The organism is Streptomyces sp. MH60 (assembly GCF_002939385.1).
Taxonomy (GTDB): Bacteria; Actinomycetota; Actinomycetes; order Streptomycetales; family Streptomycetaceae; genus Streptomyces.
In genome coordinates, this window is the sequence record NZ_MULI01000022.1 from 22721 (window position 1) to 45152 (window position 22432).

Annotated in this window: 20 protein-coding genes and 1 pseudogene; 12 read left to right on the plus strand and 9 right to left on the minus strand. The window is 71.5% G+C overall.

Annotated features, from left to right (window positions below; translation table 11 throughout):
* Positions 1 to 2: 2 nt before the first annotated feature.
* Together BZZ08_RS16315 and BZZ08_RS16320 are read right to left on the minus strand one after the other, a co-directional pair.
* Positions 3 to 1847 carry an SCO2524 family protein gene (locus BZZ08_RS16315; protein ID WP_104632952.1) on the minus strand — a complete coding sequence of 615 codons (1845 nt, stop codon included), beginning with the start codon at positions 1845 to 1847 and terminating at the stop codon, positions 3 to 5.
* Between the two features lie 83 nt (positions 1848 to 1930).
* The gene (locus tag BZZ08_RS16320; protein WP_104632953.1) at positions 1931 to 2704 is read right to left on the minus strand and encodes an SCO2525 family SAM-dependent methyltransferase; all 774 of its coding nucleotides are present in this window, start codon (positions 2702 to 2704) and stop codon (positions 1931 to 1933) included.
* A 252-nt stretch (positions 2705 to 2956) separates the two neighbouring features.
* Here BZZ08_RS16320 and BZZ08_RS16325 point away from each other — a divergent pair, with 252 nt between their 5' ends.
* Positions 2957 to 3502, plus strand: a complete 546-nt coding sequence (locus BZZ08_RS16325; protein ID WP_104632954.1) for a GNAT family N-acetyltransferase — start codon at positions 2957 to 2959, stop codon at positions 3500 to 3502.
* Here BZZ08_RS16325 and BZZ08_RS16330 read toward each other — a convergent pair.
* Positions 3499 to 4194 carry a TerB family tellurite resistance protein gene (locus BZZ08_RS16330; protein ID WP_104632955.1) on the minus strand — a complete coding sequence of 232 codons (696 nt, stop codon included), beginning with the start codon at positions 4192 to 4194 and terminating at the stop codon, positions 3499 to 3501. The genes BZZ08_RS16325 and BZZ08_RS16330 overlap by 4 nt on opposite strands.
* A 184-nt stretch (positions 4195 to 4378) precedes the next feature.
* Positions 4379 to 6100, minus strand: a complete 1722-nt coding sequence (leuA, locus tag BZZ08_RS16335) for a 2-isopropylmalate synthase (RefSeq protein ID WP_104632956.1) — start codon at positions 6098 to 6100, stop codon at positions 4379 to 4381.
* A 352-nt stretch (positions 6101 to 6452) separates the two neighbouring features.
* Here leuA and BZZ08_RS16340 point away from each other — a divergent pair, with 352 nt between their 5' ends.
* From BZZ08_RS16340 to BZZ08_RS16370, 7 genes are all read left to right on the plus strand, one after another.
* Positions 6453 to 7523 (plus strand): M4 family metallopeptidase, encoded by a 1071-nt coding sequence (locus BZZ08_RS16340; protein ID WP_104632957.1) that lies wholly within the window; start codon positions 6453 to 6455, stop codon positions 7521 to 7523.
* Positions 7524 to 7544: 21 nt separating this feature from the next.
* Positions 7545 to 7811 (plus strand): protealysin inhibitor emfourin, encoded by a 267-nt coding sequence (locus BZZ08_RS16345; protein WP_104632958.1) that lies wholly within the window; start codon positions 7545 to 7547, stop codon positions 7809 to 7811.
* 57 nt (positions 7812 to 7868) lie between these two features.
* On the plus strand, positions 7869 to 9197 hold the full coding sequence (locus BZZ08_RS16350; RefSeq protein WP_104632959.1) for a GH1 family beta-glucosidase: 1329 nt from the start codon (positions 7869 to 7871) through the stop codon (positions 9195 to 9197).
* A gap of 105 nt (positions 9198 to 9302) precedes the next feature.
* Positions 9303 to 10382 (plus strand): PhoH family protein, encoded by a 1080-nt coding sequence (locus BZZ08_RS16355; RefSeq protein WP_104632960.1) that lies wholly within the window; start codon positions 9303 to 9305, stop codon positions 10380 to 10382.
* A gap of 12 nt (positions 10383 to 10394) precedes the next feature.
* Complete coding sequence (gene ybeY / locus BZZ08_RS16360) at positions 10395 to 10892, plus strand: rRNA maturation RNase YbeY (RefSeq protein ID WP_104632961.1); 498 nt, start codon at positions 10395 to 10397, stop codon at positions 10890 to 10892.
* The gene (locus BZZ08_RS16365) at positions 10889 to 12193 is read left to right on the plus strand and encodes a hemolysin family protein (protein ID WP_104632962.1); all 1305 of its coding nucleotides are present in this window, start codon (positions 10889 to 10891) and stop codon (positions 12191 to 12193) included. Before ybeY ends, BZZ08_RS16365 begins: the two co-directional genes overlap by 4 nt.
* Positions 12190 to 12549 (plus strand): MmcQ/YjbR family DNA-binding protein, encoded by a 360-nt coding sequence (locus BZZ08_RS16370; protein WP_104632963.1) that lies wholly within the window; start codon positions 12190 to 12192, stop codon positions 12547 to 12549. Before BZZ08_RS16365 ends, BZZ08_RS16370 begins: the two co-directional genes overlap by 4 nt.
* Here the strand turns inward: BZZ08_RS16370 and BZZ08_RS16375 are convergent.
* Positions 12511 to 13968 carry an MFS transporter gene (locus tag BZZ08_RS16375; RefSeq protein WP_198601513.1) on the minus strand — a complete coding sequence of 486 codons (1458 nt, stop codon included), beginning with the start codon at positions 13966 to 13968 and terminating at the stop codon, positions 12511 to 12513. The genes BZZ08_RS16370 and BZZ08_RS16375 overlap by 39 nt on opposite strands.
* A gap of 104 nt (positions 13969 to 14072) precedes the next feature.
* Here BZZ08_RS16375 and BZZ08_RS16380 point away from each other — a divergent pair, with 104 nt between their 5' ends.
* The 3 genes from BZZ08_RS16380 (at position 14073) to era (ending at position 16416) form a co-directional block, all read left to right on the plus strand.
* Positions 14073 to 14966, plus strand: coding sequence for a helix-turn-helix transcriptional regulator (locus BZZ08_RS16380; RefSeq protein WP_198601514.1), 894 nt, complete (start codon positions 14073 to 14075; stop codon positions 14964 to 14966).
* A gap of 77 nt (positions 14967 to 15043) precedes the next feature.
* Entirely contained in the window at positions 15044 to 15397 is a 354-nt protein-coding gene (locus tag BZZ08_RS16385; RefSeq protein ID WP_104632966.1) for a cytidine deaminase, read from the plus strand.
* Between the two features lie 65 nt (positions 15398 to 15462).
* Complete coding sequence (gene era, locus BZZ08_RS16390) at positions 15463 to 16416, plus strand: GTPase Era (protein ID WP_059302590.1); 954 nt, start codon at positions 15463 to 15465, stop codon at positions 16414 to 16416.
* 9 nt (positions 16417 to 16425) lie between these two features.
* Here era and BZZ08_RS16395 read toward each other — a convergent pair whose 3' ends face one another.
* From BZZ08_RS16395 to BZZ08_RS16410, 4 genes and pseudogenes are all read right to left on the minus strand, one after another.
* Positions 16426 to 17568, minus strand: coding sequence for a carbohydrate kinase family protein (locus tag BZZ08_RS16395; protein ID WP_241965489.1), 1143 nt, complete (start codon positions 17566 to 17568; stop codon positions 16426 to 16428).
* 133 nt (positions 17569 to 17701) lie between these two features.
* Positions 17702 to 19018 carry an MFS transporter gene (locus BZZ08_RS16400; protein ID WP_241965490.1) on the minus strand — a complete coding sequence of 439 codons (1317 nt, stop codon included), beginning with the start codon at positions 19016 to 19018 and terminating at the stop codon, positions 17702 to 17704.
* A gap of 55 nt (positions 19019 to 19073) precedes the next feature.
* Positions 19074 to 20366 (minus strand): annotated as a pseudogene (locus BZZ08_RS16405) (glucarate dehydratase family protein); the annotation flags it as partial.
* On the minus strand, positions 20363 to 21337 hold the full coding sequence (locus BZZ08_RS16410) for a 5-dehydro-4-deoxyglucarate dehydratase (RefSeq protein ID WP_104632969.1): 975 nt from the start codon (positions 21335 to 21337) through the stop codon (positions 20363 to 20365). The pseudogene BZZ08_RS16405 and the gene BZZ08_RS16410, both read right to left, overlap by 4 nt.
* A gap of 111 nt (positions 21338 to 21448) precedes the next feature.
* Here BZZ08_RS16410 and BZZ08_RS16415 point away from each other — a divergent pair, with 111 nt between their 5' ends.
* On the plus strand, positions 21449 to 22258 hold the full coding sequence (locus BZZ08_RS16415; protein WP_104632970.1) for an IclR family transcriptional regulator: 810 nt from the start codon (positions 21449 to 21451) through the stop codon (positions 22256 to 22258).
* Positions 22259 to 22432 lie beyond the last annotated feature (174 nt).

Below are 22432 nucleotides of genomic sequence, written 5' to 3' on the forward strand. Positions count from 1 at the left end.
GCTCACACCTCCTGGGCGGCGGCGCCCCTGGCCTGGGCCAGGGTGTCGAGTTCCTGGAGCACGGGCAGGGCCAGCGCGAAGGCGGTCGCGGGCCGTTCGTCGACCAGGCTGCGGGCGTGGTCGAGGCGGCTCTCGATGCTCCGCATGGCCCTGGCTCTGGCTCCGTCGGCGGCGGCGGACGCCTCCAGTTGCTCCCGGCCGAACAGGTGGGTGGCCTCACTGAGCAGTTCCCGGGCCAGTTCGGCGAGTTCGGGGCTGCGGATGGGCTCCTGCTCGTACAGGATGCGGGCGGCGACGAGGCATTCGGTGACGCGCTCGGTGATGCTCCAGGACATGCGCAGTCCGGCGTCCTGGGCGTCGGGGTAGACGGCCTGGATGTTGTCCCAGAGGCCGGCGCCCTCGTCCTCGTCGATGCGCCGCTTCCACAGGTGCTCGAAGGACTGCTCGGCGAGGCGGAGCAGGCGGTCCTGGGCGCCGATGTTCCGGGAGAGTTCGGCGAGCTGGATGATCCGCTTGAGGAGCTGGGCGGAGAAGTCGGTCATCCGCCACAGCAGCTGGCCGCCGGCGCGCTCGGACCCGGCGAGCGGCATGGTGACGCCGGGGGTGTGCAGCCGGAGGGTCGGGTCCCTCTTGGTCATGCGGCTGGTGACCCGGCCCCGGTCGGCGAGGCGCTCCATGATGGCGACGGTGCGGGTGAGGTCGTCGTCGGTCGCCTTCCGTCGTACCAGGTCGTGGACGAGGATGGCCGCGACGGTCAGGGAGAAGTACTCGGACTCCAGACGCAGTCCGGTGGTCTGCCAGGGCAGGTCCTCCAGGGGCCAGCGCTCGCCGCCGAAGCGGGCGATCGCCGACCAGTACTGCTGGCTCAGCTCCCAGCGCAGGCGCAGCATCTCGGCGAGTTTCTGCTGGTCCTCGTCGAGCAGGCCGAGGGTGAGGGTGCGGTCGGAGAACAGGTCCTGGATGCCGTCGAGGGCGACGACGGTGAAGTACACGTAGGGCAGCCGGTCGGCGATGCCGTCGGGCTGGCCGGGGACGTCGACGGTCAGGTCGGTGATCTTCGGGGCGTCCTTGACGATGCCCCAGGCCCAGCCGCACTCGAAGAGCTGGCTCTCGTCGCGGATGCCCTCGTCGACCTGGATGCCTCTCGACAGGCTCTCGATGATGGTGGCGCGCAGCGGGCGTAAGCGGCGGGAGAACTGCTGGAGGACGATCCGGTCGGACTGTCCGCCCTGGCCGATGACCTGGATCAGCCGCTTGCCCTGTTCCGACTCGGAGTCGAAGACGTTCACGGAGAAGGACCGCAGCAGGCTGACCATCGCGGAGGTCAGCCGGGCGTTGGTGGCCTCCCGCAGCTCGGCGATCGCCTTCAGGACCTCGGGCCGGGTGGTGGTGCCCTCGTAGACCTTGAGGAAGCCGAGGGTGGCCAGGCAGAGCGTGACGGACATGGAGTAGGAGTCGACCACGCCCAGCTGGCGCTGTTCGTGGCTGACCGTGCCGTCGGGCTCGGAGGGGCGGAAGTAGTGGCCGCCGGAGAAGGTGGGGCTGTCGTCCGTGCCGGTGTGGGTGCGCATGAACTGGGTCAGCGCGGCGATCAGGTTGGGCGGGATCTCCAGCCTGCTGCCGACCCGTTCGAGGGCGCGCAGGACGTCACGTTCGGTGGTGTCCGGCTGGTCGAGCCGGAAGGCGGGGACCTCGGTGGCCGGATACAGCAGGCACAGCAGGCGTTCGGCGTCCGCGACGCTGCTCAGTCCGTCGGTGTCCCCCCGGACGAGCTTGCCGTCGTCGAACGAATGACGGGCCATGGCCTGCCAGATGTCCAGCAGGTGCTGGCGTGGCTTGATCTGCATCCCCGCACCCCTCGTACAGACCTCGTTGCCCTGTGTTCGGCATGTCCCCGTTGCGATGGTCCCCGTTGAGCATGTCCCCGTTCCTACGGGGCGGCAATCGCCGAATTGCGCCGTCCCAGGGCGAGGAGCATTCCCTCGTGCCCCGGCCGCACCGAGTGGTGCAGATCGTGGATCTCCAGCTCCGCGGTGAACGGCTCCAGGCTCAGTCGGACCGTTTCCTCGTTCACCCGGTAGGCCGGGTAGTCGTGTGCGCCGACGCGGTAGCCGACGGACTCCTTCATGAAGGCGGCGGCGAACGGCGCTCCCTCGCCGAGCGCGTTCATGAAGCAGCGCACGCCCCGGTGGAACTCCTCGGGCGCCTCGGACATGGAGTCGGCGACGAAGAACATGGTCCCCAGCGTCCAGCGCCGGTCCCCGCCCTCCAGGTCGAACAGGTTGCCGCGCTCCACGCCGACGATCTCGCTGACCCGCGGTCTCGGCTCCACGGCGGCGTAGGCGGAAACCTCGCGCAGCACGTCCCAGAAGGGGTCCCAGGCGATGTCGTACCCGGCCGGGGCGACCTGCTTCTCCAGGTATTCGACGTTCGGGTGGGCGTACTCCAGCAGGAGCAGCTCCTCGCACCAGGGCAGCATGGACAGGGCGGGGTACAGGTTCGCCCCGGCGCCGACGTCGATGCCGCGCGCGGAGCGCGCGGGGGCTCCCTCGAAGCAGCGGGTGAAGTAGTCACGCATCAACCGGACGATCAGCAGGTCCACTTCGAGGGGTGTCCGGTAGTTGTTGTCGACGTACACCTCTGGATCGAACTTCGACCAAGGCGCGTCGGCGTTGCGATCCATAGTCACCCTGCCACGTTCCATTCGATTTTGGACAAACCCCCACTACCGTTCACGGTAAGTGACGCGACCACTACGCAACAGTGGGTGAATACGCCATCCTCATCCGCCCGGCGCACGTCGGGCGCATGGTCGCACACCCGAACTCGCCCTTGCATGAGGGAAGTTGGACGCTCACTCTAGCCAGAAGCCGACACCGGCCGCCACATGAGTCCGTCACTCGATCGTGAGCGGGGCGGGTGTCCACGAGTTGACGCAGTCTGACCAGGGGGTTGCATGACCGCCGAACCGCTGGAACGTTCCCTCGACCACCACGACCGGCTCACCCGCCCCGGCCTGCCACCGGACGACCTGCCACTGGACCTGCGCACGGCACGGGAGTCCGACCTGCCGGAGCTGCGGCGGCTGGACGAGGAGGTCTTCCAGGACTTCGCCTATCCCGGTTTCCTGCTGCGCCAGCTCTTCGACATGTACGAGGAGCACTTCCTGGTCCTCGACGACGGCACGGGCCGGCTGCGCGGCTACGTGCTGGCCGCCACCCGGACGCTCGGCGCGGACAGCTGGATACTCGGGCTGTGCGTGACCCAGGACCGGCGCCGCCACGGGCTGGGCCGGGAGCTGATGCGGGAGGTGCTGAGCCGGTTGCGCCGGGACGGCATACAGCTGGTCCGCCTCACCGTGGAACCCGCCAACCTCGCCGCCATCTTCCTCTACCGCTCCCTGGGCTTCCGCCCCGAGGAGCCCGACGGCGGCCTGCGTCCGGACTACTTCGGCCCGGGCATGCACCGCCAGATCATGCGGCTGGACCTCGCGCCGGACTAGGACGGCGTGCCCGCGGACTCCAGGAGGCGGGTCACGTCGTCGGAGCAGATGGTCAGGGCCGCGCCGACGGTGGCCAGGGCGTCCCGCTCGGCGGGGGTGTAGGGGCCGTCGGCCAGGGCGATGCGGGCACCCTGCAGCAGGATCGACTCGCGGCCGACGGCGGCGAGGTGCGGTGCCAGCGGGTCCAGCGCCTCGTGCAGTTCTATCGCCAGGCCCGGCACGCAGGGTTCGCCGCGGACCCGGCCGGTGTCCGCCTCCAGCGCCTCGACGAGCGCGTTCAGCTGGTCCTCGGTGCAGTCCTCGAAGCCGGCCGCGCGCACCGCGACGGTCGCGGTCTCCAGCGAGGTGCGGGAGCAGGTGCCACCCGCGGTCAGGACCGCGAGGGCGACGGTGTGGACGGCGTCGCGGAGCATCGCGGAGAAGCGGGTGGTGGTCGGGTGGTCGAGGACGTCGGTGCCGTAGTGGCGGCGGCAGGCCGCGCACTCGACGGTCGGCGCGGACTCGCCGCGGGGCAGCACGGGCACGCCGAGCAGGGTGAAGCGCCGACGGCCGGTGAGCCGCGTGTAGTTGCGGTCGCCGCCGCAGCCGGGGCAGAAGAACTCGCCGTCGCCCACGGGCGTCCACGCGGTGCGGGTGCCCAGGATGCGTGGCAGCCGGGCGGCTCGGCTGGTTCGTTCCCGTCCAGGCAGCACGTCGCACCTCCATAACGGCGCGACAGCATCGTCGCGCTGGCGTGATGTTAGCCACATCACCGACGTGGAGTCAGTACCCAGGACGAGACCTTTCCGTGACCATCACAGATATATGGCCGGTATATGACGGGGTCCCGCCCACCGATTTCCGGCGGGCGGGACCTCAAACCGCTGATTCGGCTGGTCAGCGAGCCGCGCGGTTGACGGCGGAGACGATGGCCTTCAGCGAGGCGCGCGTGGTGTTCGCGTCGATTCCGATGCCCCACAGCACCTTGTCGCCGATGGCGCACTCGATGTAGGAGGCGGCCTGCGCGGAGGCGCCCTCGCTCATCGTGTGCTCCTGGTAGTCCAGCAGCCGTACGTCGATGCCCACGCCCTGCAGTGCGTGGAAGAACGCCGAGATCGGGCCGTTGCCGGTGCCGACCAGAGTGGTCTCCGTGCCGTCGACCGTGGCCTCGACGGTGAGGGTGTCGACGCCGTCGCGGTCGGTCGTGGTCTGCCCGTTGGCCACCTGGATGCGGCCCCAGGGGTTGTCCGGGTTGGGCAGGTACTCGTCCTGGAAGACGTCCCAGATCGCGGTCGGCGTGATCTCGCCGCCCTCGGCGTCGGTCTTGGCCTGGATGAGCTTCGAGAACTCGATCTGCATCCGGCGCGGCAGGTCCAGGCTGTGGTCGTTCTTCAGGACGTAGGCGATGCCGCCCTTGCCAGACTGCGAGTTGACGCGGATGACGGCCTCGTAGGAGCGGCCGACGTCCTTGGGGTCGATCGGCAGGTAGGGGACCGCCCACTCGATGTCGTCGACGGTGACGCCCTTGGCGGCCGCGTCGGCCTCCATGGCGTCGAAGCCCTTCTTGATGGCGTCCTGGTGGGAGCCGGAGAAGGACGTGTAGACCAGGTCGCCCACGTACGGGTGGCGCGGGTGGACCTCCATCTGGTTGCAGTACTCCCACGTGCGGCGGATCTCGTCGATGTCGGAGAAGTCGATCTGCGGGTCGACGCCCTGGGAGAACAGGTTCATGCCCAGGGTGACCAGGTCGACGTTGCCGGTGCGCTCGCCCTGCCCGAACAGGCAGCCCTCGACGCGGTCCGCGCCGGCCATCAGCGCCAGCTCGGCCGCCGCCACCGCCGTACCGCGGTCGTTGTGCGGGTGGACGGACAGGCAGACGTACTCGCGGCGGGACAGGTGGCGGCCCATCCACTCGAAGCGGTCGGCGTGCGTGGACGGCGTCGAACGCTCCACGGTGGCCGGCAGGTTGAGGATGATCTCGCGGCCGGGACCGGGCTGGTAGGTGTCCATCACCGCCTCGCAGACCTCCAGGGCGAAGTCCAGCTCGGTGTCGGTGAAGATCTCGGGGCTGTACTGGTAGCCGAACTCCGTCTCGGGGCCCAGCAGTTTCTCGGCGTACTCCATGACCAGGCGGGTGCCGTCGACCGCGATCTGCTTGATGTCCTCGCGCGAGCCGCGGAAGACGACCCGGCGGAAGACGGGGGCGGTCGCGTTGTACAGGTGGACGGTGGCCCGCTTGGCGCCCTTCAGGGACTCCACCGTGCGCTCGATCAGGTCCTCGCGGGCCTGGGTCAGTACGGAGATGGTGACGTCGTCCGGGATGGCGCCGGGCTCCTCGATGATGGAGCGCACGAAGTCGAAGTCGGTCTGGCCGGAGGCCGGGAAGCCGACCTCGATCTCCTTGTAGCCCATCGTGACCAGCAGGTCGAACATGGCGCGCTTGCGGACCGGCGACATGGGGTCGATCAGGGCCTGGTTGCCGTCGCGCAGGTCGGTGGAGAGCCAGCGGGGAGCGGTGGTGATCCGCTGGTCCGGCCAGGTGCGGTCGGCGATGTCGACCTGCTCGTAGCCGCGGTACTTGGCGGTCGGCATGGGGCTGGGCTGCTGGCGGTTGGCCATGATGGCGTGGGCTCCTCGTGATGTCCGCGGATCTCGGCGGTGTCCGCGTCGTCCGCGTGTCCGGAAGGACGGCCGACGGCACCACCAAGCTCCGCGGGGAGGGAGTCGGCCTCTACAGGCCCTCGCCGCGGCAGCTAAGGAGAAGCAGCCCGAATCGCATGATGCCCAGCACCTTAGCCGAGTCACGCGGGTCACGCGGGTCCGTATCAGTATGCGGGACCGTGGGGACAACCGGGACAAAAAGTGCCGTATACCACTCCTGGCCCGGCCGTGGGGGCAGCTTGGCGCCGGTTTGCACCCATCGTGGTCGCGGGTGGTGACAGCGCGGTCACGCAGTGCGAAAGTGCCGGACATGACGACATACGGGGGCTTCCAGCCCGTCTTCTGCACCATCGTGCCGCCCCACGTCCTCGACCGGCTCGCCCGGAACGCGGACCCGGTGCTCGCCGGTCCGGCCCGCCGCACCCTCCAGCGCGACGCCCTCGAACGCACCCGCCGCGGTCTGACCACGGTCATCGGCGCCCCCTCCGTGGCCCCGCGCGCGGGCGCCGAGCCGGAGAAGCCGCAGCGCACGATCTACGACGCCCGGCACGGCACCGACCTGCCGGGCCGGCAGGTGCGCGGCGAGGGCGAGGACCCCGGCCAGGACGCCACCGTGAACCGCGCCTACGCGGGCCTGGGCGCCACCTTCGAGCACTACCTCAAGGTCTACCGGCGCAACTCCATCGACGGCCAGGGCCTGCCGCTGGACGCGACCGTGCACTACGACCGCGAGTACAACAACGCGTTCTGGAACGGCGAGCAGATGGTCTTCGGCGACGGGGACGGCGAGATCTTCCTCGACTTCACCATCGCCCTGGACGTGATCGGCCACGAGCTGACCCACGGCGTCACCCAGCACACCGCCAACCTGACCTACTACGGCCAGCCCGGCGCCCTCAACGAGTCGGTGTCGGACGTCTTCGGCTCCCTCATCAAGCAGTACTCGCTGGGCCAGACCGCCGCCGAGGCCGACTGGCTGATCGGCGCCGGGCTGCTCGCCCCCCGCGTGACGGGCGAGGCGCTGCGCTCCATGAAGGCGCCGGGCACGGCCTACGACGACGACGTGCTCGGCAAGGACCCGCAGCCCGCGACGATGGACGACTTCGTGCGCACCGGCCGCGACAACGGCGGCGTGCACATCAACTCCGGCATCCCCAACCACGCCTTCTACCTCCTCGCCACCGCCCTCGGCGGGCACGCCTGGGAGCGGGCCGGGCAGATCTGGTACGACGTGCTGACCGGCGGCGAGCTGGCCGAGGACGCGCTGTTCGCGGACTTCGCGACGCTGACGCTCAAGGCCGCCCGGGAGCGCTACGGCGACGCGGACGAGCTGGAGGCGGTCCGCAAGGCCTGGGAGCGGGTCGGGGTGCGGACGCCGTAGTTCCGTACTAGACACGGGTCCATGCGGATTCAGGTGAGGCGCACAGGAGGCTTCGCGGGCATCGAACGCCACGCGGAGGTCGAGACCGCGGGACGCCCCGACGCGGACGAGTGGCACGCCCTGGCCGAGCGGGCGGTCGCCGACGGCCGGAACACCCCGCCGGTCGGCGTGCCGGACGGGTTCAGCTACCAGCTCACCGTGGACGGGAGGACGGTGTACGCCGCCGATCCCCGGCTCACCGACGAGCAGCGCAGGCTGATCTCGCGGGTGCTGAAGGAGGGTGCGTAAGTCGGTCGCCGTGCACGGGCGTTGACTTCCCTTACCGGCGGTACGGATGATCCGCGCATGGCGACTGACGCGATGCCGCGGTTCCCGGACGGCTTCCTGTGGGGCGTGTCCACGTCCGCGCACCAGATCGAGGGCGCGGCCGGGCTGCGGGGGCCGTCCGTGTGGGACGCCTTCACGGCGGAACCCGGCCGGGTGAAGGACGGCTCGACGGCGGCGGTGGCCTGCGACCACTACCACCGCTACCGCGAGGACGTCGCCCTGCTCGCGGACCTCGGCGTGGACGCGTACCGCTTCTCGGTCTCCTGGCCCCGGGTGGACTCCCCCGGCGGCCTCGACTTCTACGACCGCCTGGTGGACGAGCTGTGCGCGGCGGGCGTGCGGCCGGTGCCGACGCTCTTCCACTGGGACCTGCCGGCGGGCCTGGACTGGCTGGAGCGGGACACGGCCGCCCGGTTCGCGCAGTACGTGTCGGCCGTCGCGGGGCGCCTCGGCGACCGGGTCGGCAAGTGGATCACCCTCAACGAGCCCGCCGAGCACACCCTGCTCGGTCATGCCCTGGGCGTCCACGCCCCCGGCCGCGAACTGCTGTTCGACGCCCTCCCGGCCGCCCACCACCAGCTCCTCGCCCACGGCCTGGCCGTACGGGCCCTGCGCGCGTCCGGCGCCACGGACGTCGGGATCGCCAACTCGCACGGACCGACCTGGCCCGCCTCGGACGACCCGGCCGACCGGGAGGCGGCGGAGTTCTACGACCTCCTGCTGAACCGGATGTTCGCCGACCCGCTCCTGACCGGGCGGTACCCGCAGGGCATCGGCGACCTCATGCCCGGTTCCGCCGAGAGGGTCGGGGCCGACCTGGAGATCATCGCCGAGCCGCTGGACTGGTACGGCGTGAACTACTACGCGCCGACCCGGGTGGGCGCCCCGCAGGGCGCGGAGATCGAGTTCGGCGGGGTGACGCTCCCGGCCGAACTGCCCTTCTCGGTACGCGAGATCGAAGGCAGACCGCAGACGGACTTCGGCTGGCCCGTGGTCCCGGAGGGGCTGACGGAGCTGCTCACCGGCTTCCGCGACCGCTACGGCGACCGTCTGCCGCCGGTCGTGATCACGGAGAACGGCTGCTCCTACGAGGGCCTCGACGACCGGGACCGCATCGCCTACCTCGACGGGCACCTGCGCGCCCTGCACCGGGCGGTCGAGGCGGGTGTGGACGTGCGCGGTTACTTCGTGTGGTCGCTCCTGGACAACTTCGAGTGGGCCGAGGGGTACGCCCGCCGCTTCGGACTGGTCCACGTGGACTTCACGACGCTCGCGCGCACCCCCAAGGCGTCCTACGGCTGGTTCCGGGAGCTGCTCGCCGGGCAGCGGCGGACACCGGTCGGATAAACCCCTCGGTGCTGTCGGCGGGGAGTCGTACGCTGGAGTCAGCAGACACACCCGTCACGCGGCGCACGCCGCAGAGGAGGACGAGCAGGCCTAGAGCGCCGGCCCATGACTCAGACACCCTCAGGCCACGCCCCCGCACAGGGGCAGGCGAGAGCACAGATCAGCGTCCCCGCCCAGCACCCCATGGTGACCGTACTGGGCTCCGGAGACTCCCTCCTGCGCGTGATCGAGAAGGCCTTCCCGGCGGCCGACATCCACGTCCGGGGCAATGAGATCAGCGCCGTCGGGGACAGCCATGAGGTCGCCCTCGTACAGCGCGTGTTCGACGAGATGATGCTGGTGCTGCGCACCGGACAGCCGATGACGGAGGACGCAGTGGAACGCTCGATCGCCATGCTCAGGGCGAGCGAGAACGGGGAGAGCGACGGCCAGGAGACCCCGGCCGAGGTGCTCACGCAGAACATCCTGTCCTCGCGCGGCCGCACGATCCGCCCCAAGACGCTGAACCAGAAGCGGTACGTCGACGCGATCGACCAGCACACCATCGTCTTCGGCATCGGCCCCGCGGGCACCGGCAAGACCTACCTGGCGATGGCCAAGGCGGTGCAGGCCCTGCAGTCCAAGCAGGTCAACCGCATCATCCTGACCCGCCCCGCGGTCGAGGCCGGAGAGCGGCTCGGCTTCCTGCCGGGCACGCTGTACGAGAAGATCGACCCGTATCTGCGCCCGTTGTACGACGCGCTGCACGACATGCTCGACCCCGACTCGATCCCGCGGCTGATGGCGGCGGGCACGATCGAGGTCGCGCCGCTGGCGTACATGCGCGGCCGCACGCTGAACGACGCCTTCATCATCCTGGACGAGGCCCAGAACACCAGCCCCGAGCAGATGAAGATGTTCCTCACCCGGCTCGGCTTCGAGTCGAAGATCGTGATCACGGGTGACGTGACCCAGGTCGACCTGCCCGGCGGCACGAAGTCGGGTCTGCGGCAGGTGCAGGAGATCCTGGAGGGCGTCGAGGACGTCCACTTCTCCCGGCTCACGTCGCACGACGTCGTCCGGCACAAGCTGGTGGGCCGTATCGTCGACGCCTACGAGCAGTACGACAGCAGGAACGGCACCGAGAACGGCGGCCACAACGGCGGCCGGACACCGAGAAACGGTGCCAAGGCCAAGGGGAAGTAGACCAGCACGACCATGTCGATCGACGTCAACAACGAGTCCGGAACCGAGGTCGACGAGCAGGCGATCCTCGACATCGCCCGCTACGCGCTCGCGCGGATGCGCATCCACCCGCTCTCCGAACTGTCGGTGATCGTCGTGGACGCCGGCGCCATGGAGCAGCTGCACATCCAGTGGATGGACCTGCCGGGTCCCACCGACGTGATGTCCTTCCCGATGGACGAGCTGCGTCCCCCGTCCAAGGACGAGGAGGAGGCGCCGCAGGGGCTGCTCGGCGACATCGTGCTCTGCCCGGAGGTCGCCGCCCAGCAGGGCACCGACGCGCCGACGCAGCACTCCATGGACGAGGAACTCCAGCTCCTGACCGTCCACGGGGTGCTGCACCTGCTCGGGTACGACCACGAGGAGCCGGACGAGAAGGCCGAGATGTTCGGTCTGCAGGCCGCGATCGTGGACGGCTGGCGTGCGGAGCGGGGCCTGACCGGCCCGTCCCCGGCCCCGACGGTCTCATGAGCCTCCCGCTCGTCGCCGGCGCCGTCGCCCTGGTGGTGGTCGCCTGGCTGGCCGCGTGCGCGGAGGCGGCGCTCGCCCGGGTCTCCAGCTTCCGTGCCGAGGAGGCGGTCCGGTCCGGGCGCCGGGGCGGCGAGAAGCTCGCCCAGGTCGCCGCCGACCCGACGCGCTACCTGAACGTGGCGCTGCTGGTCCGCGTCGCCTGCGAGATGGCGGCCGCCGCGCTGGTCACGTACGCCTGTCTCAGGGAGTTCGACGGCACCGGCGAGGCGCTGGTCATCGCCATCGCGGTGATGGTGCTGCTCTCCTACGTCGCCGTCGGGGTGTCCCCGCGCACCATCGGGCGCCAGCACCCGCTGAACACGGCGACCGCGGCGGCGTACGTGCTGCTGCCGCTGGCCCGGATCATGGGCCCGATCCCGTCGCTGCTGATCCTCATCGGCAACGCGCTCACCCCCGGCAAGGGCTTCCGCCGCGGCCCCTTCGCCTCGGAGGCGGAGCTGCGGGCGCTGGTGGACTACGCCGAGGCGGAGTCGCTGATCGAGGCCGAGGAGCGCCGCATGGTGCACTCGGTGTTCGAGCTGGGCGACACGCTGGTGCGGGAGGTCATGGTGCCGCGCACCGACCTCGTCGTCATCGAGCGCTACAAGACCATCCGGCAGGCCCTCACCCTCGCCCTGCGCTCCGGCTTCTCCCGCATACCGGTCACCGGCGACAGCGAGGACGACATCGTCGGCATCGTGTACCTGAAGGACCTGGTCCGCAGGACGCACATCAGCCGGGACGCGGAGAGCGACCTGGTGTCCACCGCGATGCGCCCGGCGTCCTTCGTGCCGGACACCAAGAACGCCGGCGACCTGCTGCGCGAGATGCAGAAGGAGCGCAACCACGTCGCCGTCGTCATCGACGAGTACGGCGGCACGGCCGGCATCGTCACCATCGAGGACATCCTGGAGGAGATCGTCGGCGAGATCACCGACGAGTACGACCGGGAGCTGCCGCCGGTCGAGGAGCTGGGCGAGGACCGTTTCCGGGTCACCGCGCGCCTGGACATCGGCGACCTGGGCGAGCTGTACGGCCTGGACGAGTACGACGACGAGGACGTGGAGACGGTGGGCGGCCTGCTCGCCAAGGCGCTGGGCCGCGTCCCGATCGCCGGGGCGTCCTCGATCGTGGAGCTTCCGGACGGCCGGGAGCTGCGGCTGACGGCGGAGGCCGCCGCGGGCCGCCGGAACAAGATCGTGACGGTGCTGGTGGAGCCGGTCGCCGCGGCGAAGCCGGCCGAGGAGACGGTGGCGGAATGACCCCCGGTGAGCTGCGCGACCTCTGTCTGTCCTTCAACGCCGCGGTGGAGGACTTCCCCTTCAACCCGGAGACCTCGGTCTTCAAGGTGCTGGGGAAGATGTTCGCGCTGACCTCGCTGGACGGGCGTCCGCTCACCGTCAACCTCAAGTGCGACCCGGACGACGCGATCCTGCTGCGGCGCGAGCATCCGGAGCTGATCGTCCCGGGCTGGCACATGAACAAGCGGCACTGGAACACGGTGACGGTGGACGGCGGACTCCCGGACCGGGTGGTCCGGGAGCTCGTCGAGGACTCGTACGACCTGGTCGTCGCCGGGCTACCGCGCGCCGACCGGCTCCGCCTCGACCGTCCCTGAGCCCGCCCGGGCCACCCGCAGCCCCACCGCGACCAGGACGGCGGCCGCCAGCACGATCGCCGCGTCCAGGACCAGCACCGTGTGGACGCCGGAGCGCAGGTCCGTGGCGGTGGTGGCCAGCACGCCGAGCAGCGGAATGCCTACGGTGATGCCGACCTGCTGGGTCGAGGTGACCAGGCCGGTCGCCAGGCCCTGCTCCTCGTCGGGGACGCCGGAGGTGACGGTCAGGCCGTAGGAGATGATCGCGCCCAGGTGGCACATGCTGGCCAGCGAGACCGCGGCGGTGGCGAGGACGACGGACCAGCTTCCCTCCCCCATCGCCAGCAGCGGCAGCCCCAGCAGGCCCTGCCCGGCGAGCGCGCCCGCCAGGGTGCGGCGGGCGCCGAAGCGGCCGATGACGCGCGGGGCGAAGGAACCGGCCACCACCGAGAGCACCCCCTGCACGCCGAAGACCAGGCCGGTCTCGAAGGCGCTCAGGCGCAGGATCTCCTGGAGGTACAGGGTGAGGACGAAGATCACCGTCGACATCATCGAGAAGGTGACCAGCCCGCCCAGGTTGCCCCACGCCACCGTGCGGCGGCGCAGCATCGGCAGCGAGACCAGCGGCTCCGGGGTGCGGGACTCGACGGCCACGAAGGCGGCCAGGAGCAGCAGGCCCGCGCCGAGGGTGACGAGGACGTCGGTGCGGCCGAAGCCGTGCTCGGCGGCCGTGGTGAGGGCGTAGATCAGGGAGAGCAGACCGCCGGTGACGGTGACCGCGCCGGGCACGTCGAGGCGGGGCCGCTCGGGGGTCCGCGACTCGGGCAGCAGGCGCGGGGCCAGCGGCAGCACGAGCAGGGCGAACAGGGCGAGCAGGCCCATGGTGGAGCGCCAGCTCAGCAGGTCGGTCAGGACGCCGCCGGCCACCATGCCGACGGTGAAGCCGAGCGAGAGCAGGGTGCCGGAGATGCCGAGGGCGCGGTCGCGGGCGGGGCCCTCCGGGAAGGTCGTGGTCAGCAGGGACATGCCGGTCGGGACGATGGCCGCCGCGCCGAGGCCCTGCAGGGCGCGTCCGGCGAGGAAGGAGGCCGGGTCCCAGGCGAAGGTGGCCAGCAGGGAGGCGGCGCCGAAGAGCGCGAGCCCGGCGAGGAAGAGCCGGCGGCGGCCGTAGAGGTCGCCCATGCGGCCGAAGAGCAGCAGGAACCCGCCGGACGGCAGCGCGAACGCCGTGACCGCCCACTGCAGGGCGGAGGTGCTCATGCCGAGGTCCGCGCCGAGCACGGGCAGGGCGACGTTCAGGACGGAGAAGTCGAGCGCGACCATGAACTGGGCCGCGCAGAGCACGAACAGGACGAGCCGGTCGCGGGAGGAGAGCCGCGGGGCGGACGGTTCCGCCGCCGCGGGGGCCGGGGTGGAAGTCGGGGTGGTGTCGATCGCCATGGACATGAGCCTCGCGCCCCCGGAATAGTGGTGGGGAGACGCCGATTGTTCTGGTGGTGCCACCACCAGGCACCGGCGGGTTGGCTACCGGGGGGAGTACGTACGTGCCGGATGTGATCACGAGGACCGGGACCGCGGGCCGGGACCGGCGCCGCGCCGAGCTGCGGGAGTTCCTGATGAGCCGCCGGGCACGGGTGTCCCCGGCGGAGGTCGGTCTGCCGGACGGCGGGGCGCGGCGCCGGACGCCGGGGCTGCGCCGCGAGGAGGTGGCCGTGCTGGCCGGGGTGGGCGCGTCCTGGTACCAGTGGCTGGAGCAGGGCCGCGACATCTCCGTCTCCGCGCAGGTCCTGGACGCGGTCGGCCGGGTGCTCCGGCTCGGCAACGCCGAGCGCCGCCACCTGTACGTGCTGGCCGGGCTGAACCCGCCCGCCGCGGAGGTGGAGCCGGCGAAGCGGGACATGTGCGAGGGGCTGCGGCGGCTGATCGACACGTGGATGCCGTATCCGGCGCACATCATGGACCGGTACTACAACTGCGTGATGTACAACGACGCGGCGGCGACGGTGCTGGGCATGCGGCCCGAAACGACGTGGAACTGCATCATCGACTACTTCACCGACCCGCTGTACCGGTCCCGCGCCCGCAGCTGGGAGCGCAACGCGCGCGCGGTCGTCGCCCAGTTCCGCGCCACCTGCGCGGCCAACCCGGACGACGAGGGTTTCCAGCAGGTGCTGGCGGACCTGAAGGAGGCCAGTGCCGAGTTCGCCGCGCTGTGGGAGGAACGGGACATCGAGGCCGCGGGGCAGATCCGCAAGGAGCTGGACCATCCGCTGGTCGGTCTGCTGAGCCTGGAGTCGACGGCGCTCCAGGTGCCCGCGCGGCCGGATCTGACGATCGTGCTGCACACGCCGCTGGACGAGGCGAACACCGCGGCGAAGCTGGAGTGGCTGGCCTCGCCCGAGGGCCGGCGCGGGGCGATGTACCCGGTGGCGGGGTGAAGTGGCCGGTGACGGGGTGAGCGGGCGGTGACGGGGTGAGCGGGCGGGTGTCCGGCGGGGCTCCGTATGCTCACCCCATGACCGAGACTCCCGACCTCGACCCCGAGGACCGCAAGATCGTCACCCTGGCCCGCTCGGCCCGCGCCCGCAACGGCGTGCCCGAGGGCGCGGCCGTCCGCGACGAGACCGGCCGCACCTACGTCGCCGGTACGGTCGCCCTGGACTCCCTCAGGCTCAGCGCGCTGCGTACGGCGGTGGCGATGGCGGTGGCGTCCGGCGCGAAGTCGCTGGAGGCGGCGGCCGTGGTGACCGAGTCCGGGTCGGCGTCGGAGGAGGACCGGGCGGCGGTGCGGGACCTGGGCGGGCCCCGGACCCCGGTGCTGGTGGCCTCGCCCGACGGGACGGTACGGGCCACGGTGAGCGCGGGCTGACGCTCGCGGGCCCGGCGGGCGACCGTGGTACGGCGGGGCTCCGGGGATCAGGGACAATGGGCGCCATGAGCGTTCGTACCCAGTCATCCGAAGAACCGGCCGAGGCTGTTCACCGGGCCGGCTTCGCCTGCTTCGTGGGCCGTCCCAACGCGGGCAAGTCCACCCTCACGAACGCTCTGGTCGGGCAGAAGGTGGCGATCACCTCGAACCGCCCCCAGACCACCCGGCACACGGTGCGGGGCATCGTGCACCGCGAGGACGCCCAGCTGATCCTGGTGGACACCCCGGGGCTGCACAAGCCGCGCACGCTGCTGGGCGAGCGGCTGAACGACGTGGTGCGCACCACGTGGGCCGAGGTGGACGTGATCGGCTTCTGCCTGCCGGCGAACGAGAAGCTGGGCCCCGGCGACCGTTTCATCGCCAAGGAGCTGGCCGGGATCAGGAAGACCCCGAAGGTCGCGATCGTCACCAAGACCGACCTGGTGGACTCCAAGACACTGGCCGAGCAGCTGATCGCGGTCGACCAGCTGGGCAAGGAGCTGGGGATCACCTGGGCGGAGATCGTCCCGGTGTCCGCCACGGCGAACCAGCAGGTGGACCTGCTCGCCGACCTCCTCACCCCGCTGCTGCCCGAGGGCCCGGCGCTCTACCCCGAGGGCGACCTGACCGACGAGCCGGAGCAGGTCATGGTCGCCGAGCTGATCCGGGAGGCGGCGCTGGAGGGCGTGCGGGACGAGCTGCCGCACTCCATCGCGGTGGTGGTCGAGGAGATGCTCCCGCGCGAGGACCGCCCCGCGGACAAGCCGCTCCTGGACATCCACGCCAACGTCTACATCGAGCGCCCCAGCCAGAAGGGCATCATCATCGGCCCCAAGGGCAAGCGCCTGAAGGACGTCGGCATCAAGTCCCGCAAACAGATCGAGGCCCTCCTCGGCACGCCGGTCTTCCTGGACCTGCACGTCAAGGTCGCCAAGGACTGGCAGCGCGACCCGAAGCAACTGCGACGCCTCGGGTTCTGAGCGCGGGCGTCAGGGGGTCGGGGGGCGGAAGCCGATGGTCGGGACGGCGCGGCGCAGGGGCCACGGTGCGGGTGTCACCAGGTCGTCCGAGACGAGGCCGGTCAGGAAGGCGTAGCGGCTGAGGGCCGCCGGGTCCTGGTCCTCCAGGGACTGGACCTTGCGCCACCAGGTGGCGATCTCGCACCAGCCCGGCGCCGACAGCGAGCCGCCGAACTCCTGGACGGAGAGGGCGGCGGTCAGCCCGGCGAAGGCCAGGCGGTCGGCGAGCGGCCAGCCGGCCAGGGTGCCGGTGACGAACCCGGCGACGAACACGTCCCCGGCGCCGGTCGGGTCCAGGGCCTCGACCTCGATGGCCGGGACCTCGGCGCTCTCCCCCGTGCGCCGGTCCACCGCGTAGGCGCCGTCCGCGCCGAGGGTCACCACGGCGAGCGGCACGTGCTCGGTCAGGGCGTGCGCGGCGGCGCGGGGGCAGGTGGCGCCGGTGTACCGCATGGCCTCCTCCGCGTTGGGCAGGAACGCCTCGCAGTGCGCCAGGTCGGGCAGCGCGGCCAGGTCCCAGGCGCCGGTGTCGTCCCAGCCGACGTCGGCGAAGACCCGGGTGCCGCGCGCCGCGGCCTGGGCGATCCAGGGGGCGCTGACGCCGGGCGTGAGGGAGGCGACGGCGGCGCGGGCGCGGGGCGGGCAGTCGGGGGACGGTTCCTCGGGCGGCGGCTCGTGGCCGTGCGAGACCATCGTGCGCTCCCCCTCGTACGCCATGGAGACCGTCACCGGCGAGTGCCAGCCGGGCACGGTGCGCGAGGGGGTCAGGTCGATGCCCTCGCCCCGGGACAGGGCGTCCCAGCAGTAGTCGCCGTAGTGGTCGTCGCCGAACGCGGCGGCCAGCGAGGTGCGCAGGCCGAGGCGGGCCAGGGCGGTCGCCATGTTGGCGATGCCGCCCGGGCTCGACCCCATCCCCCGCGCCCAGGACTCGGTCCCGCGCACCGGGGCGGAGTCGAGCCCGGTGAAGATCACGTCGAGGAAGACGGTGCCGGTCAGGTACACGTCCCAGGGCGGGCCCTGCGGTGTGCGCAGACCGGCGAGGGGATCGACCTGGGGGTGGCGGTGCGATCCCTCGGGCGGGACGTGCCGGTGCGTTCTCTCGTCGGCCGGCATGACGGGCACGTCGGTCGCGTCGGGCACGTCGGTGGACACGGTGGACGCTGTCACGGTGCGCTCCCTGGCATGGTGCGGACCCCGCCAGTGTGCACCAAGCCACCGACAGTGCGACGGTGCCGGCCGCGTGGCGTCAGGCCGTGGCCGGTCCCGGGTGCGCGGTCCGGGCGGCGCCCGCACCGGTCTCCGGGGCCGGGGCCGCCGCCGCCCTGGCCGGCCGGGTGCGGACCCGGTCGTTGCGTCCGCCGCCGCGCACCAGCAGCACGCTCAGCGCGGCCAGGAAGCCGACGACGGTGAGACCGACCAGGCCGCCCTTGGTCGAGCCGGTCGTGTCCTCGATGATGCCGAAGGCGGTGGGGGCGACGAACCCGCCGAGGTTGCCGATGGAGTTGATCAGCGCGATGCCGGGGGCCGCGGCGCGGGCGTCGAGGTAGCTCTGCGGGATGGTCCAGAAGACCGGGGAGGCCGGTTTGAAGCCCATCGCGGCCAGGCACAGCGCGCCGAGCCCGACCCAGGGCGAGACGAACACGGCCAGCAGGGTGCCGCTGCCGCCGAGCAGGAGCAGGACCACCAGCACGGGCCGGCGCTTGCCGATGCGGTCGGAGACACGGCCGCTGACGAACAGGGCGACCAGCGCGCACAGCCACGGCACGGCGGTCAGCAGCCCCACCTGGAAGTCGCTCACGCCGCCGATGTCGTCCACGATCGACGGCAGCCAGAAGGTCACCGCGTACAGGGCGACGTTGATCGCGAAGTAGATCCAGAGGAAGAGCAGCATCTGGGGGTCGGCGAGCAGTTTCCAGCGGGAGACCTTGGCCGCCTTCCCACCGCGCCGCGCGTCCCGTTCCGCCTGCTCGGCGTCGATGGCCGCGACCAGGCCGGCCTTCTCCTCGTCGGTCAGCCAGGTCGCCTGCTCGACGCCCGAGTCGAGGAAGCGGTAGACGACGAAGCCGAGGACGACGGAGAAGACGCCCTCGATGAAGAACATCCACTGCCAGCCCGCGTGGCCCCAGATCCCGTGCATCTCCATCAGCGCGCCCGAGACGGGGCCGACGATGACGGTGGCGGTGCCGGAACCCATCAGGAAGATCGAGGTGGCCCGGCCCCGGTGGGAGTCGGGGAGCCAGCGGCTGAAGTAGTAGATGACGGCCGGGAAGAAGCCGGCCTCGGCGACGCCGAGCAGGAAACGCAGGGCGTAGAACATCTCCACGCTGTCGACGAAGGCCATCGCGGTGGCGACGACGCCCCAGCTGATCATGATGCGGGTGAGCCACACCTTGGGCCCGAACCGCTCCATCAGCACGTTGGAGGGGACCTCGAAGATGGCGTACGCGATGAAGAAGATTCCGGCGCCGAGTCCGAACGCGGCGGCCGACAGGCCCACGTCGGCGCGGAGTTCGTCCTGGGCGAAGCCCAGGTTGACGCGGTCCATGTAGTTCGCCACGAACATGACGAAGAAGAGGGGGACCACGCGGCGGAAGATCTTGCGGACGGCGGACTGTACACCAACGGGGGACGGACGGAGTGACCCACCCCGGGTCGGCGACCCGCATCGCCGCCGCGTCGTCGCGGTCGCGGAGCGTGCCGTCGTCGTCGAGCCAGCGCCGGTGCAGGAACGCCAGGCGCTCGCGGTCGAGTTCGACGCCGAGGCCGGGGGCGTCGGAGACGGCGACCTTGCCGCCGTCGAAGGTGAGCCGCCGCGTCAGCACGTCCTCGGACTGCCAGGGGTAGTGGGAGTCGCAGGCGTGGTGGAGGTTCGGCACGGTGGCCGCCACGTGGGTCATGGCGGCGAGGCTGATGCCCAGGTGGGTGTTGGAGTGCATGGAGACGCCGACGCCGAAGGTGCGGCAGACGGCGGCCAGTTGCTGGGTGTTGCGCAGTCCGCCCCAGTAGTGGTGGTCGGAGAGCACGACCTGCACGGCGCCCCGGGTGAACGCCTCCTGGATCTCGGCGAACGTCGTCACGCACATGTTGGTCGCGAGCGGCACCCCGGTCTTCGCGGCGACCTCGGCCATCGCCGGGGTGCCGAGCGCGGGGTCCTCCAGGTACTCCAGGACGTCCCCGAGTTCCGCCGCGACCTGGAGGGAGGTCTCCACGGACCAGGCGCCGTTGGGGTCCAGGCGCAGGGGGTGTCCGGGGAACGCCTCGGCGAGCGCCCTGATCGCGGCGATCTCCTCCGCGGGCGGGAAGACGCCGCCCTTGAGCTTGAAGGAGGTGAAGCCGTACCGCTCGGTGAAGGCGCGGGCCTGGGCGACGACTCCGGCCGGGTCGAGGGCGGCGCCCCAGTCGTCCTTCTCGCAGGCCACGCCCTCGGGGTGGCCGGCCCACTTGTAGAAGAGGTACGCGCTGTACTCCACGGCGTCGCGGACCTTGCCGCCGAGCAGGGCGTGCACGGGCAGTCCGAGCGCCTTGCCGAGGGCGTCGAGGCAGGCGACCTCGAACCCGGAGACGACGGACAGGCGCAGCTTGTCGGCGGTCTGGACGCCGCGCAGCCCGCCGACGTCGACCTGCCCGGAGACCCGGGAGGAGTCGACGGCGACCTCGTCGGCGAGGGTGAACAGTCCGTTGAGGTCCGAGACCTGACGGCCGACCAGCTTGTCGGCGAACGGGCGGGCCAGCTCCAGGTACTTGGCGTCGCCGTAGGTCTCGCCGACGCCGGTGACGCCGTCGGCGGTCTCCACCTCGACGATCAGGCGGGGGGTGTACGGCTGGTGCACGCCCTGGGTGTTGAGCAGGGGCGGGTCGGCGACCAGGATTGGCGTCAGGTGGACGGCCGTGATGGTGAGGTCGCGGGTCACAGGGCGGCTCCTACGAGGTCGAGTCCGGTGGTGAGCAGGGTCTTCAGTTCGGCGAGGTCGGCGGGCGACGGGTCGGTGAGGGGGGCGCGGACCGGGCCGACGGGGCACCCGCGCAGCCGGGCGGCCGCCTTCACGAGGGACACGGCGTATCCGGGGACGCGGTCGCGCAGTTCGACGAGCGGGACGTAGAAGTCGCGCAGCAGCTTGTCGACCGTGCCGGTGTCGCCGCCGTGCAGGGCGGCGAGGAAGGCGTTCGCGATCTCGGGCGCGAAGGCGTGCACGGCGGAGGAGTAGGCGGGGACTCCGACGGCGGCGTAGGCGCGGGCCTGGACCTCGGCGGTGGCGGCGCCGTTGAAGAAGAGGAAGTCCTCGGGGGCGGCGAGGACCGAGCGCTGGAGGCGGTCGAGGTCGCTGTGGCCGTCCTTGAGGCCGATCACGCCGGGGAGGCGGGCGAGGCGCCGGACGGACTCGGAGGTGTAGGCGACCTGGCCGCGCTGGTAGGCGATGAGCGGGAGCCGGGTGCCGGCGGCGATCCGCTCCACCTGGGCGACCAGGCCGTCCTGCGGGGCGGCGGTGAGGTAGTGCGGCATGACGAGGAGGGCGTCGGCCCCGGCCTCCTCCGCGATGCGGGCGAACCGCAGGGCCTGCGCCCAGCCGTAGCCGGTCCCGGCGACGACCGGTACCCGGCCCGCGCTCTCCTCGACGGTGAGGGTGACGACCTGGCGGTACTCGTCCTCGTCGAGGGAGAAGAACTCGCCGGTGCCGCAGGCGGGGAAGACGGCGCCAGGGTCGGTGGCGAGCCGTTCGGCGACGTAGGCGCGGTGGCCGTCGGGGTCGAGCGAACCGTCGTCGCGGAAGCTGGTCAGCGGGAAGGACAGCACGCTCCGGGCCATCCCCTCGCGCAGCCGTCGGACCACGGCCGCCCGGGCGGCGCCGGTGTCGGTGCCCACGCTCGTGCCCACGCTCGTCATCTCAACCGTCCCTTGTCTCCGTATGTAGATGTCATCCACGTATGAAGATGGAGAGTAGAGAGGTGCCCCGGGAGCGTCAATGGGTCCGGGGCATCGGATTACGATCGGCGCATGTCGGAGACTGGTGGCGCGGCGGCAGGTGGCGCGGCGGGCGGCGTCCGCGAGGTGAAGTCCGCGGCACGCACGGTGGAACTGCTGGAGGTGCTGGCCGCCCGCGGCGACCGCCCGGCCCGGCTCCAGGAGCTGGCGGACGGGCTGGGCGTGCCGCGCAGCTCGATGTACGCGCTGCTCCAGACGCTGATCTCGCGCGGCTGGGTCCGCACCGACGTCACCGGCTCCCTCTACGGCATCGGCATCCACGCCCTGCTCACCGGCACCAGCTACCTGGACTCCGACCCCCGGGTGCGGGCGGTGCGGCCGTACCTCGACGAGGCGTCCGAGGCGCTGGGCGAGACCATCCACCTGGGGCGGCTGGACGGGCGCGACGTGGCGTACCTGGCGACCCGGGAGTCGCACGAATACCTGCGCACGATCAGCAGGGTGGGGCGCCGGCTGCCCGCCCACGTGGGCGCGCTGGGCAAGGCGCTGCTGGCCGAGCGGCCGGACGCGGAACTGCCCGAGGGACCGTACGAGGTCTTCACCGCCCACACCCACACCAGCAGGGAGGCCCTGGCGGCCGACCTCGCCCGGACCAGGGAGCGCGGCTACTCCGTCGACCGCGAGGAGGGCGTGCCCGGCATCGTCGGCTTCGGCTTCGCGCTGCGCTATGAGGTCCCGGCGCTGGACGCGATCAGCTGCTCGGTGCCGGTGGCCCGGCTTACGCCGGATCACGAGGCGCGGATCGTGGCGGTGATGCGGGAGATCAGGGCCAAACTGGAGGCGACGATTCCGGCCGGAGGCGGCTCGGTTCACTGGCGTTAGCGCTCGCTGCTACCCAGCCTCGAAACCCCCAAACGGCTATGTGACCCAGATCCCACCCCCTCGCCTGTTTCGGGCGTCCCCGCGCTTGATACAAATTGCCCGCGCGTTCCTGTCAGTCGACGGTCGTCGCCCCCTCCCTCCCCACCGTCCCTTCCGCATGCCCTGGGAACGCCC